This window comes from Deltaproteobacteria bacterium (assembly GCA_029858205.1).
Taxonomy (GTDB): Bacteria; Desulfobacterota; GWC2-55-46; order GWC2-55-46; family DRQE01; genus JAOUFM01.
This window is the reverse complement of the sequence record JAOUFM010000002.1, coordinates 51,897-68,678: the sequence shown is the minus strand read 5'-3', so window position 1 is coordinate 68,678 and position 16,782 is coordinate 51,897. Positions and strand designations below refer to the sequence as shown.

Annotated in this window: 8 protein-coding genes; 3 read left to right on the top strand and 5 right to left on the bottom strand. The window is 55.0% G+C overall.

Annotation, left to right across the window (positions count from 1 at the left end):
• The 5 genes from OEV59_01760 to OEV59_01740 all read right to left on the bottom strand — a co-directional run bounded on the left by OEV59_01760 (position 1) and on the right by OEV59_01740 (position 8,502).
• A complete protein-coding gene (locus OEV59_01760; GenBank protein ID MDH4226469.1) occupies positions 1-1,038 on the bottom strand; it encodes a tetratricopeptide repeat protein in 1,038 nt (345 codons plus the stop codon).
• Complete coding sequence (locus OEV59_01755; GenBank protein ID MDH4226468.1) at positions 1,028-3,793, bottom strand: tetratricopeptide repeat protein; 2,766 nt, start codon at positions 3,791-3,793, stop codon at positions 1,028-1,030. Before OEV59_01755 ends, OEV59_01760 begins: the two co-directional genes overlap by 11 nt.
• Entirely contained in the window at positions 3,793-5,661 is a 1,869-nt protein-coding gene (locus OEV59_01750; GenBank protein ID MDH4226467.1) for a hypothetical protein, read from the bottom strand. The genes OEV59_01755 and OEV59_01750 overlap by 1 nt, the downstream gene beginning before the upstream one ends.
• Positions 5,615-6,214 carry a hypothetical protein gene (locus OEV59_01745; GenBank protein ID MDH4226466.1) on the bottom strand — a complete coding sequence of 200 codons (600 nt, stop codon included), beginning with the start codon at positions 6,212-6,214 and terminating at the stop codon, positions 5,615-5,617. The genes OEV59_01750 and OEV59_01745 overlap by 47 nt, the downstream gene beginning before the upstream one ends.
• 86 nt (positions 6,215-6,300) lie before the next feature.
• Positions 6,301-8,502 carry a UvrD-helicase domain-containing protein gene (locus OEV59_01740; GenBank protein MDH4226465.1) on the bottom strand — a complete coding sequence of 734 codons (2,202 nt, stop codon included), beginning with the start codon at positions 8,500-8,502 and terminating at the stop codon, positions 6,301-6,303.
• Between the two features lie 332 nt (positions 8,503-8,834).
• Between OEV59_01740 and OEV59_01735 the strand changes: the two genes are divergently transcribed.
• The 3 genes from OEV59_01735 to OEV59_01725 all read left to right on the top strand — a co-directional run bounded on the left by OEV59_01735 (position 8,835) and on the right by OEV59_01725 (position 16,781).
• Complete coding sequence (locus tag OEV59_01735; protein MDH4226464.1) at positions 8,835-12,008, top strand: hypothetical protein; 3,174 nt, start codon at positions 8,835-8,837, stop codon at positions 12,006-12,008.
• 323 nt (positions 12,009-12,331) lie between these two features.
• On the top strand, positions 12,332-14,821 hold the full coding sequence (locus OEV59_01730; protein MDH4226463.1) for a hypothetical protein: 2,490 nt from the start codon (positions 12,332-12,334) through the stop codon (positions 14,819-14,821).
• 172 nt (positions 14,822-14,993) lie between these two features.
• The gene (locus tag OEV59_01725) at positions 14,994-16,781 is read left to right on the top strand and encodes a hypothetical protein (protein ID MDH4226462.1); all 1,788 of its coding nucleotides are present in this window, start codon (positions 14,994-14,996) and stop codon (positions 16,779-16,781) included.
• Position 16,782: the final 1 nt, after the last annotated feature.

The following is a 16,782-nucleotide window of genomic DNA, read 5'->3' as shown; positions in this document are numbered from 1 at the left end:
TTAAGGCTTGCTTTTTTCCTTTAGAAGCTCTATCCATTGTATTACCTCGCTTTTGCGTTTCCCTCCAAGCTCCAGGTACTTCGAGTAGCTCTCTTCGGCCTTTTTAAAGTCGTTTAAGTAAAGCTCGTATAATATGCCGAGGTTTATGTGCGCCGCAGCGGCTTTCGGATGCAGCGCGGCTGCCTCGATATATGCCTTCTTTGCATCGCTGTACTTGCCCATTTCGAAAAGCGCCTCGGCGTAGGCAAGCGATGTTTCCGGTACCGATGTCTTTAGCGCGAGTGATTTTTCGAACCTCTTTGCTGCCTTGTCGTACTCCTTGGCCTTCATGTGCAGCATGCCTATGTTGTAGTTAAGGTAGGGGTCGTCCGGGGCCCTGGCCTCTGCTTCGCCGTATGTTTTGTCGGCGAGCGCCTGGTTGCCAAGAAGCAGGTAGACCGAGGCCAGGTTTACAAGTATTCGTGAGTTGGCCGGCTCCTCGGCCAACGCTTTTAACATGGTCTCTGCGGCCGCGGCGTAGTTCTTTTCGTCAACGTACAGTATGGCCATGGCTAAGTATATGCGACCGAGGGCGAAGTTCGTTTCAGCTGCCTTTTCGAACTCCGCTTTGGCGCTTGCTCTGCTGTTTAGCCTTAGCATCAGGATGCCGAGATTGTATCTTGCCTCCGTGAAGTTTGGCTCCGAGGCAAGGGCTAGGTTCAAGCTTATCAGCGCCTCTGCCGGGGATTTTTCAGCGGTCTGCGTTGCGTTCTTGAAGTGCCGCATTGCGTTGTATCCTATGGACCGGGGGCGCTTGCTCTGAAGCGCCTGGACGATTGGCGCCGGTTGCTGCGGTTTTTCGTTTTTTGGCGCATCGGGCTCCGTAACAGCGGGTTTCGCGGTCTTTGCAGGTTCTAAGCGCCCCGGGGCCGTCTTGAAGTCTTTATTGATTGCAGGGCCCGCGCATCCGTTAAGCAGGCACACGGCCGCTATTGCCGCTATTGCCGCAGTAAGCGAATAACCCGCCTGATTTCTATTTATGCCTTGCTTAGTCAGCATTCATCATCACCGGGCGGTCGAAAAGAGGGGACTTTTCAACCGGTTCTATTGTTCTTTTGTACATCGCCGGCCTTAGTTCAGCGAGCCTCTTCAACGCAAGCGAGCCTGGCAGCGCCGCGTCCTTAGTAAGCGAGAGCGAGGCCGATGTCTTCAGCGCGCCTTTGTAGGCCTTTACGGCCTCCTCCTCGATCGGATATGTCTTTTCTTCCAGAAGAAAAGTGTACTCCTTTTTTTCCTCTTCCGTCAGGTCCTGTGGCCTTGGCGAGTTAAGTAGCGCCGACTCGTAGTTCTCGAGAGCGAGCCCCATGGAATAAAAACAGCGCGGCAGCAGTTCGGCGTACTGTTCGTTGGCTATTGCAGCGTACTCGTCGAGAAGCGTTTTCATGGCAGCCTCTTTTGCCTTTATCGAGGAGGCCAGCGGTTCGGTTATCTTCATGCCAAGGTACTCGGAGAGCTTTATTTCGGCAAGGGAGAGACGTGCCGGCGCCTTCAGGCTTCCATCCGCCCCGGAAGAGACGATGGAGGCGTAAGTTTTTTTGGCGGCGCTTATGTCGCCGGCCTTTTCCTCGGCCTCTGCCATAAGTAGCAGCGCCTTCGCCTCCGCCTGTGTTGAAGCGAACCCTCCACGCGAGATGCGCGCGGACACGATGCTTCGGGTCATGGGGTACATGGCGGCCACATTATATAAGGCCGCCGCTTTTATGACGAGTTTGTCTCTTTCCTCTGTTTTGCCGATATGATGCGCGTGGATGGCCGCCTCGTTGTATCTGTCGGCGGCGCTCTTTGTCCGGCCTTTTTGCTCGTTGTCTGCAGCGTTCTCTACGATGACTGTGTATGTCGCGTTGGAGAGCGGCATCAGCCGCTTGCCGAGCGCGAGTACGCGCTCGAACCCTTCGTCGTCGCCCCTTTTCATTTGTAAGCGCGCGGCCCTTAAGAGCGCGTCATCGGAGGTTTTCGACGGCGCACCGAGTTCGAAGGCCCTCATGTAGCGCTTTAGCGCGTCGTCGTATGCGCCAAGCTTCTCGTGCTCGAGAGCCCTAAGATAGTGCATGGAGGCAAGCCGCTCGTTTAGCGAGGCGTCTTTTTTTATGGCGTAGGCCTTTTCGTATGAATCGAGTGCGCCGTCTATGTCCATTGCCGCGGCCTGTATGTCGCCAAGCTTGATGAACGCGGCATAGGGGTTTTTACCCCTGGTAAGCGGGGTAAGGACGTCCTTTGCCTCGGTGTGCATGCCTGCGGCGGCGTACGCGTCCGCGGCCTTGAACATGAAGGCCTCGGCCCTGGGATTGTCCATGTGGTAGGTCGAATAGTAAAGGGTAACGTCGCCGGCTATCTGCCTGTAGGTTGTTTTGTTAAACGGCTTATTCGATGCCGCCGTCAGTTCAAGCGATATGAGGCATGTGAAGGCCGCTGCCTCGCCTTCGGGCTTGTTTCTAAGGAGCAGCGTAAGGTCAGAGTACTGCAGCGCTGCCTCGATGTAGCGTTCGGATTCGAAAAGCAGGTCCGCGAGATTGTACCTTGCGGCCTCGGCCGCCGCATTGGTGCCGAAGTTTACGACAAACAGCGCGTAGGCGTCTATGGCCTTATCGCGCATGCCGGGGTCGGTCTTTGCCAGTTCGCGGTAGTGGTCGGCAAGGTCTAGAAGCGCAGATGCCATGGAGGCGCGCTCTTCTGCGCCCAGGCCTTCAAAGTTTCGCCTGTACCAGTCGGTTGACGGGCCGTAGTTCTCTATGAGCTTTTTCTTGAACTCAATTGCGCTTGCCTTGTCGCCTGCCACATCGGCTGTTTTTGCCATTTCCATGTATACTACCGGCACGGCGCGGTTTTCCGGGAAGAGCTTTAAAAAGAGCGCGAAGGCCTGCGCGGCCTCAACTGTACGGCCCTGGTCCAAAAACACTCGTCCGAGCGCGAGCGTCATGGCAGGGGCCTTTGGCGAGCCCTTGATGCCGGTCATAAGGGTTTCTATCGCGGTTCCTTTTAGATGGGTCAGGGCCTTTATCGCGTCGTTTTCAGCCTCCGTGCCGAGCGTTTCCGCTGCCTCGCGGTCGGCTTGCGCTATTTTGGAACTGTCAAGGAGCCTTACGAAGTACGAGAACGCCCGGTCGTATTCGTCCAAGCGGTAGTGCGTCCATCCGAGTTTGTATGTGGCCTTGTTGTGAAAGGCCGATGTCCGGCGTCTTAGGAGCTTTGAGTATGCCTCCTCGGCCTCCACGAGGCGGCTTTCGTCGAAGTATAGTTCGGCCAGACGAAAGTTAGCTTCGGTTGCAAGGCGGCTGGAGTCGTATTTTTCGAGGAACTTCTCGAACGCGGTTATTGCCTCACTTGGCTTTCCGCTCTCGAATAGCGCGTAGCCGAGCGCGTAGGCAACACCGTCCATGCCGTCCTTGTCCGGAAAGCGCTCCTGCACTGCGCGCAGCCCCCTTATGAGGCGCGAATGGTCGGTCACGGGCGCTGCCGGGGCCGCTCTTGTCTTTCCGGCAAGGTAGAGGCGCTGCTGCTCTTCGTATGCGAGGAAGCGGTCTCTCGATATGGCGCTCTCTTCGTCAAAGTAGTTCTCGGTCAGAACCAGGAGCGTTTCAACCGACACATCCCCGCTCTTTAGCGCGATGTCGATATACTCCTCGGCGGTCGAGAGGCTCTTATTCTCTATTACGGGTATATGCAGCGGCGCCGTGCCCTGGCAGCCGTAAAACAGGATTGATGCTGCCGCAAGCGAAAGCGCCGCCGGTATGAAAAAGTGCCGCGTCAGCGCCATCACTTATCCGCCTCCCGTTTGCCGGAGATCGAGGTTAGTACGCCCCTGGCCTTTTCGTTTATGCTTCGTATCTCGAAGCGTAAAAGCGCGGCGCGGCGAAGAAGTATCTCTCTTGCCATGGATACCGCGGCCTTCTTGACTGTAAAAGCATCGGCCAGGTCCTTTTCGGCAAGGGCCTTTAGGTCTTTAAGTTTTTTTATCTCAAGAGCGTCCTTTGCAAGCTTCTTCGTTATCCATTCCTCTACGGTCGGTATGTAGAGTTCCTTTGGAAGAGGGCCGCTGTTTGCCATTGTGCCAAGGTCTGCCGCTATGCGGTCGGCTATCGGAGTTTTTTGTCCGGGCGGCAAAGGCACTGTCATAAGGTAGAGGAGCTGGCTGTACTGTATGTTGTCGAGGTATGTCTCTCCTTCGGCTCCGTCGAGTAATACAAGATGTATCAGGAGTTTCTCGCTTGCGGAGAGCGGGCGGCTTAGCGCAAAAGACCATTTTTTCTCTATCTCTGCCGTCACGGCCTCGCCAAGGCCGTGGTCGCGAAGCGTCGGGCCATGCCATTTGTCTTCATAGGCCGCGTCCTTTAAGTATTGAAGGCGCGCCCTGGCGCTTGTTGCCCCGCTTCTGTTGCCCTCGAACCACGACTCGAGAGAGGCCTTCCTTGCCGAAATGGCGTGTATCGCATAGTCAAGTTCGGTTATTTTTTTCTTGAACGTGCGTTCGGTCTCGTCAGCAGCCGTGTAGTAGAATTCGGCCTTTTTGAGTTTTTCAGAGTCTTTTGTTGCCGCCTCTATGCGTATGGATTCGGCTATCGCCTTGCCGTCTATCCCGGCCGGTTTAAAGAGAGCGTCCCCGGCCGCCATGCGTGTTGTGGAGAGCAGCTCCTCTGTTTCCTCCGGCAGCGTCTTTGATGCGTATGTCTTGTCGTAGCCGTCGGTGAGGGCGTTTAGTATTTTCATGGTCTCGGTGACGAGCCCGATGGCCTCGGTTGTCTTGCCGGTTTCTTTCAGGCAGTGGGCCTTTGCGAGCAGTAGTTCCTGCCCAAACGCCCCAAGCGGGTTTGGCGCTTCAATGCGCCCGATGTGGGCGAGCGCGTCCTTGCATTTCGATGCCCTTAGAGCCGAGTGCGCCGCGTTGGCAAGGGCTTCGTTTTTAAGCGGCCCGTAAGATATCGATAAAAATGCTTCCTCTGCTTCCGCGTATCTGCCGAGTTCGTAGAGCAGGTAGCCCTTGTACATGCGCGCGGCGTCGGTTGCCTCGTCGTGGAGGTCTGGGGCCCTCGATATGACGACGTTTATTATGGACAGGGCGCCGCCGGGGTAGTTGTTCTTTATCTGTATCTGCGCCATCAGTATCAGGGCGTAGGGGTAAAGCGGCGACGACGCGTCGACGGACTGGATAAGGTTGCTTACGGTTTTAAAGTCTCCTTCGCCGTAAGCTGCAAGAGCGCCGTAGTACGCGGCAACTGGGTTTTTGACGCCATTTGTCGAGGCCTTTAGCGCGGCCATGTCGTTTACGAGGAACATCTCTCTAAGCGCCTCGGAGGCAGGGCCATAGTCGGCGTACGAAATGCCGGGTTCTACGGCGCGCCCGAGTTTTACGTGAGCAAGGGATCGAAGCGGTGTAAGCAGCGGGTCGTCGCTGCCTGCCGTAAGTATCGCGGCCCCGAGCATGTTGCCCCTGTGGAGCTCGAATGCCGCTTCTTCGGCTATAAGGCGCGCCGATGCGATGTTCCTTACGGGGATGTCATCGGCAGAAGAGGCGGCGGCGTGCTGGGCCGCAAAGAAAACGCAAATCGCCGCAAAGGCCCTGGCGATCCCGTAAACTTTCCTATTTGCCCTGAACGACACGAAGCATTCCCGGTTTTGCAACGACATTGTTACCGGCCTTTTCGAATATTATTTCCAGAACCACGGGTTCCCTGCCTGCCTTGTATGTCCAGGCCGATTGTCTCTTCAAGACCTCTTCTTTATCGTTGTCTGGCGAGAAGCCGTACTCAACCGAGATGGTGTGCTTTCCGCCGGCTGTTTCGGACCTGTAGAGGAAGTGGCGCCCGCCCTTGTCCATGGCCATGTTTTCCTCGTCGTCGTAGATGTGGCCCCAGAGCGGGAGCCCGTTGTCGGTGACCTCGACCGAGGAGAGCCTGAAGTTGCCGTTCTTTTTTATTGTGACGGTAAGCGGCACGAGAAGGCCTTCGGTAGACGGGACCGACGGCGTAGAGGCTGTCGAGGCCTTCAGAGCCGAGTCTATTTTCTCGTAGTCGCCGTAGAGTTTCTCGAGGGTCTTTGCCATGGATTCCTCGGATGCCACGGTCTTTTTCGGTTCTTCTGCTTTTATTTCGGTAAGAAAGACGGCGCCCGTGAAAGTAATGACGCACAATGCCACTGCTAAAGTGCGTATGACAAAAGCGCTGCTCTGCGGCATGGGCATGTGTAGAAGACTCCTCGAAAGACTTGCGTATCTCCGGATATTTTTAACACATCCGCAAAGTTATTGCAACAGAGGCAGCCGCTCTTTTACCGGCTTACGGTAAGAGGCGCGTGCTTTAGAGAGAGCTTTTTTTGCCCGGCCCTCTGGAACCTGACAGTTACCTTCGCGCTATCTCCGGAGCCCTCTTTTGCCAGTATCACGCCAACGCCGAAATCCGGGTGCTCGACGCGCGCGCCTATTTTCCACGGGCCGCTGTCGGCAGCAGGGGCAGGGGATGAAAGCGGGCTCTTTGCCTTTTCATAGCGCACAGGCTCGATTTGCGAGTCGTCGTATGTGTAGTATGGTTCGTTTGGGAGCTTGTCTTCTTTGTCGCCGCGTATGTCGAGCATCTTTTTTGGTATCTCGTCTACAAAGCGCGACCTGGTCTGGAACCTTAGCTCTCCGAATATGTTTCTCGACCTCGCGGAGAGCATGAAGAGGCGTTTGCGCGCCCTCGTCATGGCGACGTAACATATCCTTCTTTCTTCTTCCACCTCTGTATCGCTGTCCATGCTCCTAAAGTGCGGGAACACGCGTTCTTCGAGCCCTACTATAATGACGGAGTCGAACTCGAGCCCTTTGGCCGAGTGCACGGTCATGAGGGTTATCTTGTCGGTTGTCTCGTCGTAAGAGTCCGCGTCGTTTACGAGCGCGACTTTTTCAAGAAAGTCCTGTAAAGATGGCTCTTCCGTGGATTCCTCGTAGTCGCGTATTGCGCTAATTAGCTCGTGTATGTTCTCGATTCTCTCGAATGCCTCGTCGTTATCCTCTTTCTCGTACATGGCGATATACCCGGAACTTTCGAGAAGCTCCATTGCTGCCTCGTGAAGTGGTGCTGCCTCGCTATGTTCCCTGCATTTTGCGAAGGCGGTAAAGAGCTTTGCGATTTCCGGCTTTTTCATCTCGCTGTTTTTCGCGGCTGTTTCGAATGCCTCGTAGAGCGTGATGCCTCTCTCCGTTGCGGAGGTCACCATCTTATCGAGGGTCTGCTCTCCGATGCCTCTTGCCGGAACGTTTATGATGCGCCTTAGGCTAAGCGAGTCCTTCGGGTTATTTACTACGCGAAGGTAGGCAAGGGCGTCCTTTACCTCCATTCGGTCGTAGAACTTCGTGCCCCCGACTATGGCGTAGGGCATGTGCTCCCTTATAAGACGTTCCTCGATGACCCTTGATTGGGCGTTTGTGCGGTAAAATACGGCAATGCCTCTATACCCGTCTTCCGGAGAGTCCTTTAACGCCTCCCTGACGGCAGCTATGGCGTGCTCTGCCTCTGATTTTTCATCAGGGCATTCTTCATAGGAGGGAAGCTTGCCCTCCGCGTTATCGGTCCAGAGGTTTTTCTCGTATCTGTCGCGGTTATTCTGTATGACCGCGTTCGCAGCGCCAAGTATTCGCTTTGTAGAGCGGTAGTTCTGCTCGAGCCTTAGAATCGTCGAATCCGCCCAGTCCTCCTCGAAACCGAGGATATTCCTTATATCCGCCCCTCTCCACGCGTATATGGACTGGTCCGGGTCTCCCACAGCCGTGAGGTTACGGTGCGTGGAGGCAAGCGAGTTCATCATTATGTATTGTGATTTATTGGTGTCCTGGTACTCGTCTACAAGCACGTGCTCGAAGCGGTTTCTGTAGGACTCAAGCACCTCCGGGTGTGCCTTGAAAAGACGAAGCGGGCGGCATATCAGGTCCCCGTAGTCAAGGCCGCTCATGGATTCGAGCCTTCTCTGGTATATTTCGTAAATTGCAGCGACCTTTTCCGCAAAGAAGTCTGCCGCGTGATTAAGGTAGTCCTTGGCCTCTATGAACTCGTTCTTTGCCTGGCTTATGCGTGAGAGCACTGTCTTTGGCTGAAGGGCCTTTGTGCCTATGCCAAGGTCTTCCATGACCTCTTTTATAAGGCGGAGCTGGTCGCCGTCGTCGTACACGGTTGTAGAGTCCGAGAGCCCGGCCTTTTTTGCTTCACGTTTCAGTATTCGCATGCCGAGAGAGTGGAACGTGCCGAGCCAGACAAGCGAGGCCTTTGAGCCCATGAGCACGTTAAGCCGGGTCTTCATCTCGTTTGCGGCCTTATTGGTGAAGGTTACGGCAAAGACAGAGTCTGGCCTGGTATTCCTGTCAGCCACGAGGTGGGCGATTCTGGTGGTGAGCACGCGTGTTTTGCCGCTTCCGGCTCCTGCGAGCACGAGCAGCGGCCCGCCCGAATGAACGACAGCTTCTTCTTGCGCGGGATTTAGTCCTTTTAAGATACTCATCCGAATAAGCGTAACATAAAACATGGTGCGCGCGCAACGGCCAAGGTGCATTGCTGCCGCTTCCATGTAAAAGGTTTTAGATGGTCTCTGGGTGATAGATATGCTGGATAGGGACGGATACGATAAAAGTAGAACCAATGCAGGCGTTTTAGCAAAAACTGAAAATTATAAATAGTTATTTAAAAAATAGCATTTGACATAAGTAGCGTAAGGGTATAGTCTTGGTTTTCAAGCTTTATTGCGAGGTGCTGGTGTAAAATATGAAGACATATAACCTGCGCTTGGCAAAATAGCATCTTGAAATAAAACTACATGAAGGGAAATCAGTATTTATGAATACAAAAAGAGCTGTTTTGCTGGCAATAAGCGTATTAGCGGTACTATTCTGGACTGCTGCTTCGGTACATGCCGCAGTGCCCGGTACTATGACCTATCAGGGCAGGCTCACGAACGCTGCAGGCACGCCTGTTAGCGGCTCGGTTGCGCTTACATTCAATATATACGATATCTCTTCTGGCGGCTCTGCTCTCTGGACAGAGACCATAAATGGCGTTACCGTGACAAACGGCATCTTTACCGTGACGCTTGGCAATACCACGCCGATTACATCTTCGATAATAAGCACGGCAGACCTTTATATAGGCGTAACAGCAGGCGCTGATGCCGAGATGACGCCCAGACAAAAGCTCGCTCTCGTGCCTTTTGCCGTGAAGGCTGCTGCGGCCGATAGTGTGGCGTGGAGCGGTATAACAAGCGTTCCAGCTGGCCTTAGTGACGGTGATAACGATACGCTTGGCGTGCTCTTTTGCTCTAATGGGCAGGTTGCAAAGTCGAACGGAAGCGCGTGGATATGCGGCGCCGACTCAGGCATAACAGCCGAGACAGACCCGTTGGTAAACGCGCTTGGCAAGGCCGCTCTTTCGTGCGCCCCAAATCAGGTAGCCAAGTGGAACGGAAGCGCGTGGGTGTGCGGCGCCGACTCAGGCATAACAGCCGAGACAGACCCGTTGGTAAACGCGCTTGGCAAGGCCGCTCTTTCGTGCTCCACAAATCAGGTGGCCAAGTGGAACGGAAGCGCGTGGATATGCGCGGCAGATGTTGATACGGACACGACCTATGCAGCAGGCACAGGGCTTATGCTTACCGGTACGACATTTAGCGTCGCAAACCCGCTTTCTCTTAGCGGCACAACCGCTTCATCCATAATTACCGGAACTAATGCCAGTACCGCCAGCGCGTCGTCGGGCATAAAGGGTCTAAGCACTGCCGCAAGCGGCTCTACTTACGGCGTATGGGGCCAAAGCGACAGCGCAAGCGGCAGGGGCGTGTTTGGTTTGGGTCTCTCAGGCGTATGGGGAGAAAGCAGCTTGGCAAACGGCACGGGCGTGATAGGCGTTGCCTACGGAAGCGGTATTACCTCCGGCGTATACGGCGAGAACTCCAGTTTTAATGGCAGGGCCGTGTATGGTTATGCGAGCGACGCAACCGGCATAAACATGGGCGTATTAGGCTGGAGTGCCAGTCTCAATGGTTTTGGCGTATACGGATATAACTCCGGTGGCGGTTATGCCGGGTTTTTTCAGGGCAATACGCACGTGCAGGGTAATTTGTCCGTTAGCGGCACTATAAGCGGTGACGGCTCGGGGCTTACCGGTGTTACGGCTGCTGCTGCATGGGGCAGCATAACAGGCATGCCAGCGGGCTTTAGCGACGGCACGGATAACGACACGACCTACGCCGCAGGAACGGGGCTCATGCTTACAGGCACGACCTTTGGCGTTGTACCCGCAGGAATAACGTCAAGCCATATAGCGGATGGAACGATTACAGTGGCCGACCTTGGGCAGAACGGTTGCGGCGTGAACCAAATACTTAAGTGGAACGGCACGGCGTGGGCGTGCGCGGTGGACATTGACACAGACACTAACAGTGGCGGTACCGTTACCTCTGTTGCCGCAGGCGCGGGGCTTAGCGGGGGAACGATTACCGGAAGCGGCACCATAGCCGTTGATACGAATGTCGTTCAGACGCGCGTTACCGGCTCATGCTCGGTTGGAAACTACATAACTGCCATAAACTCAGACGGAACCGTTACGTGCTCAGCTGACCAGACAGGGGCAGGCGCATGCATTGTCGGCGATGAGGTCGTATGCTACACAGGGGCTGTCTCCACAAGGAATGTCGGCAGTTGCCGAAGAGGCAATAAGGTGTGCCAGAGCGGAGGCACTTGGGGCAGTTGTACCGGAGAGATAGTGCCCATTGCAGAAATACAGGACAACGGCATTGACGACAATTGTAACGGCAATGTAGACATAGGCAGATTGTTTGCCTCAAACGGCGCGGCAAACGATTGGTACGGTTATGCGATCGCAGCGTCCTCGGACGGCAAGATTGTCGCAGTCGGTGCGAGCAAGGCCGATGTCGGAGGGAATATTGATCAGGGTTCTGTGTATGTAAATAAGTGGGACGGCAGCTTGTGGGTCGAGACCAGGCTTACTGCCTCTGATGGAGCGGTAAGCGATCAATTCGGTTTTTCAGTCGCATCATCCTCTGACGGCAATACTGTCGCAGTCGGCGCGCCTTACGACAATATTGGTTTTGCTGATCAGGGCTCTGTGTATGTAAATAAGTGGAACGGAAGCTCGTGGGTCGAGGCAAAGCTTACGGCATCTGATGGCGCGCAATGGGACTACTTTGGCTATTCAATTTCCGTGTCTTCTGACGGTAATACTGTCGCGGTCGGCGTGCCCGGGGACGATGTTGGGGTGAAGCAAGACCAGGGCTCTGTATACGTATACAAGTGGAACGGAAGCTCGTGGGTCGAGACCAAGCTTACAGCCTCCGACGGGCTGACATCGGATTTCCTGGGCATTGCAATCGCCGTGTCTTCCGACGGAAATACTGTCGTATCCGGCGCGTATTACGGCGATGGCGTTGCAGCAATGAGCGGCTCCGCGTATGCTTACAAGTGGAATGGAAGTTCGTGGGTGCAAACAAAGCTTACTGCCTCCGATGGAGCGGGAAGCGATCAATTCGGCGGTTCAATCTCGGTGTCTTCTGACGGCAATATTATTACAGTCGGCGCGGATTTGGACGATGTTGGCGCGAATATAGACCAGGGCTCAGCGTATGTATATAAGTGGAACGGAAGTGCGTGGGTTGAGACAAAGCTGGTTGCATCCGACGGGCTGGCAGGGGATTACTTCGGCTATTCAATCTCCATGTCTCCTGACGGGAATGTGGTCGCAGTCGGCGCGACTGTTGACGATAGTACATTTATAGACCAGGGCTCTGCGTATGCATACAAGTGGAACGGCAGTTCGTGGATAGAGACCAAGCTTATTGCCACGGACGGGCTGGCAGCCGATTGGTTTGCCACGGCTATCGCCGTGTCCTTTGACGGCTCTACGATTGCAATCGGCGCGTATGGTGACGATATTGGCACGAATACACTCCAGGGTTCGGCGTACGTATTTAAGTGGGACGGCTCGACCTGGGTGAGGTAAGGTAGTTATAACGCCGTGTTGCGGGGCATAGTAGCAGGATACAGGCGGGTTTTACCGTATCCCCCCCTTTTTTTTTGCTGCTGTGAACATGCGGTTGGCGCGAGTATGACCGGCAGAGGATAAACGTATATTGCGTGCTGTTTTTCCTGCGGCGTGAAATAAGGCATGGTCGTATGTCTACGGGAATGCGAAAATGTAATGTCATGTAAAAAGTGTTGCAATTGGTTTGTGGGCATGGTAGTTTGCCGCGGTATTCTTTTGTTAAAAGCAGGAAGCTGGGCAAGGTATTGTAATCCATAAACCATGACAAGGAGAGCCGCAGCATGAAAAACATTGTGAAGCACCTGTTGTCAGCATTCGCCATACTTATTTTCTTCGCGTTGCCGTCTTACGCTGCAGTGCCGGGCACCATGAGCTATCAGGGCAAGCTTACAAACAACGGGTCAGGCACGCCTGTCACCGGCCCGGTTAATATTACATTCAAGATATATAATGTGGCTTCCGGCGGCTCTGCTCTCTGGACAGAGACCATAAACAGCGTCCAAGCGGCGAACGGTATCTTTACCGTTACGCTTGGGCAGACCACGCCGATTACGTCGACAATAATAAATGTGGCAGACCTTTATATAGGCGTAACAGCAGGCTCGGACCCTGAGATGACTCCGAGACAAAAGCTATCGCTCGTGCCATTTGCGGTTAGGGCTGCGGAGGCCGATAGTGTTGCTTGGAGCGGCATAACAAGCGTTCCAGCGGGCCTTAGTGACGGTGATAACGATACGCTCGGAGGGCTTACCTGCGCTAACGGGCAGGTTGCAAAGTCGAACGGAAGCGCGTGGATATGCGTGGCAGATGCCGACACGACTTACACCGCAGGCACAGGGCTTATGCTTACGGGCACGCAGTTTAGCGTCGCAACACCGCTTTCTCTTAGCGGCGCTAACGCCGGAGGAAGCATAATAACCGGCTCGAATTCGAGCACAACCATGAATTCATTCGGTGTAAAAGGCGAGAGCACTGCCTTAAGCGGTTTTACTCATGGCGTTATCGGCACGAGTTCCAGTCCTAACGGTGTCGGCGTGACAGGTAATGCGAGCAATACAACCGGAAATAATTGGGGTGTATACGGAGTAAGTAACAGTTCCACCGGTTACGGCGTGTATGGAGGTAATGCGTCAACAGGTTATGCCGGGTATTTTAACGGCAAGACGCATGTGCAGGGAAATTTGACGACGAGCGGTAACCTTACGGTCAGCGGTATGATATCCGGTGACGGGTCCGGGCTTACCGGTGTTACGGCTGCTGCATGGGGCAGCATAACAGGCATGCCAGCGGGCTTTAGCGACGGCACGGATAACGACACGACCTACGCCGCAGGAACGGGGCTCATGCTTACAGGCACGACCTTTGGCGTTGTACCCGCAGGAATAACGTCAAGCCATATTGCCGACGGAACGATTGCATTGGCCGATTTAAACCAGAACGGCTGCACGACCAACCAGATAATGAAATGGAACGGCGGCGCGTGGGCGTGCGCGGCAGATGTTGATACCGATACGACATATTCAGCAGGCACGGGGCTTATGCTTACCGGCACATCATTTAGCGTTGCGGCTCCTCTTTCTCTTAGCGGAGCAAATGCCGGGGCGGGTATAATAACCGGCACGAACACGAGTGCAACCTCTTCTTCAGCCGGCTTAAGCGGTATTAGCACTTCCACGACCGGCCTAATCTACGGCGTATCCGGCCAAAGCGATAGCATGAGTGGCAGAGGCGTGTATGGTGTGGCTAGCGCCGCGAGCGGCTTTACGATGGGCGTAGCAGGTCAAAGCGTCAGCACGGGAGGCACAGGCGTAGTTGGATGGGCAAATGCTGCGAGCGGCCCTACGACGGGCGTAGCAGGTCAAAGCGACAGCACGGAAGGCACGGGCGTGCTGGGTGCGGCTAACGCAGTAACCGGTATTACCTATGGTGTATATGCCCATAGCGCCAGCACGAGCGGCACGGGCGTGCTGGGTATGGCGACCGCTGCAAGCGGCGCTACCTATGGCGTATATGGCCATAGCAACAGCACGAGCGGCGTGGGTGTGCAGGGTTATGCGAGCGCAGGAACCGGTATTACCTATGGCGTATATGGCCGGAGCAGTAGCCTTTCGGGCTTTGGCGTGTATGGATTTAACTCGGGCGGCGGGTATGCCGGGTATTTTAGCGGTAATACCTACGTGTCGGGAAATTTTACTGCAAGTGGTACAAAGAGCTTTATTCAGCCTCATATAAATGACCCCGGTAAGCAGATAAACTACGTTGCTACCGAGAGCCCGGAGGCGATGGTCACATACCGCGGCACGGCAAAGCTTGTTAACGGAGAGGCAACTGTAATACTGCCCGATTATTTCGCAATCGTGGCAAACGGCTCTACAGTGCAGGTGCAGGTAACGCCAAAGAGCGCCGACACCTACGGCATAGCGGTGATAGGCGAAACCAACGAGACCATAAAGGTGAAGGAATTCAAGAACGGCACAGGCAACTTCGAGTTCAATTACTTTGTCACTGCCACGAGGGCAGGGTTCGAGGCGCATGAGCCTGTTGAGCCAAATAAGAACTTCAAGCCAATGGCAAACGAGACAGTAAACGAGTTTGAGAAGAGGTTCGCGGGCAGCGACCTCGGAACCACTGCCATAAGGAACATGCTCATCAGTAACGGCATACTCAAGGCCGACGGCAAGGTGGATATGGCGGTTGTCGGCAAGCTCGGCTGGACATTTGCAAAGGGTGATTCGAGCGGCGCTACCGTGGCGTCCAGCAGCGCGAAGTAAGGCTATTGTTAGTGCGCCGTAAGGCGCGCTTTCTTGCGGACGTGAACACGCGGCAACCGCGTAAACGAAGCTGGAAAACAGTTGATTTTCTTTTTAATAGGAAGTAAACTCGTATATATAGACCGGGGGGCTTATGAGACGAAAAATTCATGGTTTGGTTAGGATGTTGTTGGTGGCCACCGCAGTCATTGCCTTGCCGTTATATGCTGCGGCAGAGGAGATGACCAGCACGAATTACAAGCTCAATCCGGACGTAATAGGCTCCTCCGGCGGCGAGATGTCAAGTCCGAGCTATAAAGTCAACGCCACCTCCGGCCAGGCTGCCGCAGGGGCGCTAATTGGCGCAAGCGGCGCGACGTATGCCGGATACTCAGGGTTTTGGAACACCGCGACCCTCGGCATCGTGCAGCCGGTCGGCTCGATGCAGGTAGACGGCGGCGCAACGTACGCATCAACGGCAGCGGGGCGCACCCTTACGTTCTCTCCGACCACCCCGAACGGCGCAATCACAGAGATAATGTTAAGTAACGACGGCGTCTTTGATACCGAGACATGGGCCGCGTATTCGGCCTCCATGCCGTGGGCGCTTACCTCAGGCGATGGGTCAAAGACCGTTTATGCAATGTTTAAAGATACAACAGGCATAGTGTCCGAGGTCTCAAGCGATGCGATAATACTCGATACTACCGCTCCAACAGGCGGCTCGCTTACGGCAACGCCTGCCAACTACCAGATAGATCTTAGCTGGTCCGGGTTCTCGGACGCGCAAAGCGGAATAATCAAGTATAAGCTTCTTGGTTCAACGGGCTCTGTTCCGGCAGATTGCTCAAGCGGCACGGTGCTTCTCGATAACAGCTCGGCTACGAGCTATGCCGTAGCAGGCACGGTAAACGGCACGGCGTATTATTACCGCGTGTGCGCCGCCGACGAGGTGGGCAATATGTCGGCCGGAGTAACAGGTTCGGCAACGCCAACGGCTCCGGCAGGCGTAAGCTACGTGGCATACGACAACGGAAGTTCCGGCTCTAACGACACGCTCCCCGGACTTTCGCGTAAAGACAACGGAAAGGATTCCGACAACAGCAGCACAGGCAGCAAACCGAAGGTCGATATCGAGTACACGTTCTCGATTGTCGTGCAGGACCCGGGCGGCACGCCGCAATCGGTGACGGTCTACATCTCCAATAAGAGTAATCCGACAAGCGCTGCAGATTACCAGGCCTACACGATGACCTGCACCGGAAGCTACAGCGCAGGCGCTCTCTGCACCTTTACAACAAAGCTTGGCCCGCAGGTCGTGAATTATTACTTCGAGACCGTGCTAAACGGCGGCTCCACGGTTGCACAGGGCGGCAGCGGCGTTCCCAATAGCGGCCCGACGGTCGGTCTGCTTACCGGATATAACATAATCGGCATACCGAGGAACATAAACGCCTTTAATCTCGACGGCGGAACCAACCTCGGAGAGTCGCATACCTACAGGTGGAAGTCGACGGGGCTTGCGGCAAGCTCGGGCTCATATGAGCGGGTGGACGATGTAGCCAATCCGGGCCTTACCAATTACCTCAAGTACGGCGAGGGCTACTTCATGTGGCACACGGGCACCAGCCCGATTACGGTGCCAGAGCTTGCGCTCTACGCCGACGTGCCCGGCCCGACCGTCACGCTGACGCTTAGCCAGGGCTGGAACATCATATCCAACCCGTACATAGGAAATGTGCTCCTTAGCGGCGTAAAAGTGCAGAAGAACGCCGAGACGCCGGTAAGCTGGTCGGCGGCAACGGGCAGTAACTGGCTCGCGAACGCCATCTATTACTATAACGGCTCCGATTGGGGCTCTACGTATACGAGCGAGAGCGCGGGAGGAACGCCCAATGCGACCCTCGTGCCGTTTATCGGGTACTGGGTGTATGTGAAGGATTCGAGCGCAACATATAAGCTCGTAATAACCAAGCCATGAC

Bases quoted from the DNA above. Each gene is read 5' to 3' on its own strand.
- OEV59_01760 (MDH4226469.1), bottom strand. From the start codon at position 1,038: ATGCTGACTAAGCAAGGCATAAATAGAAATCAGGCGGGTTATTCGCTT.
- OEV59_01755 (MDH4226468.1), bottom strand. From the start codon at position 3,793: ATGGCGCTGACGCGGCACTTTTTCATACCGGCGGCGCTTTCGCTTGCG.
- OEV59_01750 (MDH4226467.1), bottom strand. From the start codon at position 5,661: ATGTCGTTGCAAAACCGGGAATGCTTCGTGTCGTTCAGGGCAAATAGG.
- OEV59_01745 (MDH4226466.1), bottom strand. From the start codon at position 6,214: ATGCCCATGCCGCAGAGCAGCGCTTTTGTCATACGCACTTTAGCAGTG.
- OEV59_01740 (MDH4226465.1), bottom strand. From the start codon at position 8,502: ATGAGTATCTTAAAAGGACTAAATCCCGCGCAAGAAGAAGCTGTCGTT.
- OEV59_01735 (MDH4226464.1), top strand. From the start codon at position 8,835: ATGAATACAAAAAGAGCTGTTTTGCTGGCAATAAGCGTATTAGCGGTA.
- OEV59_01730 (MDH4226463.1), top strand. From the start codon at position 12,332: ATGAAAAACATTGTGAAGCACCTGTTGTCAGCATTCGCCATACTTATT.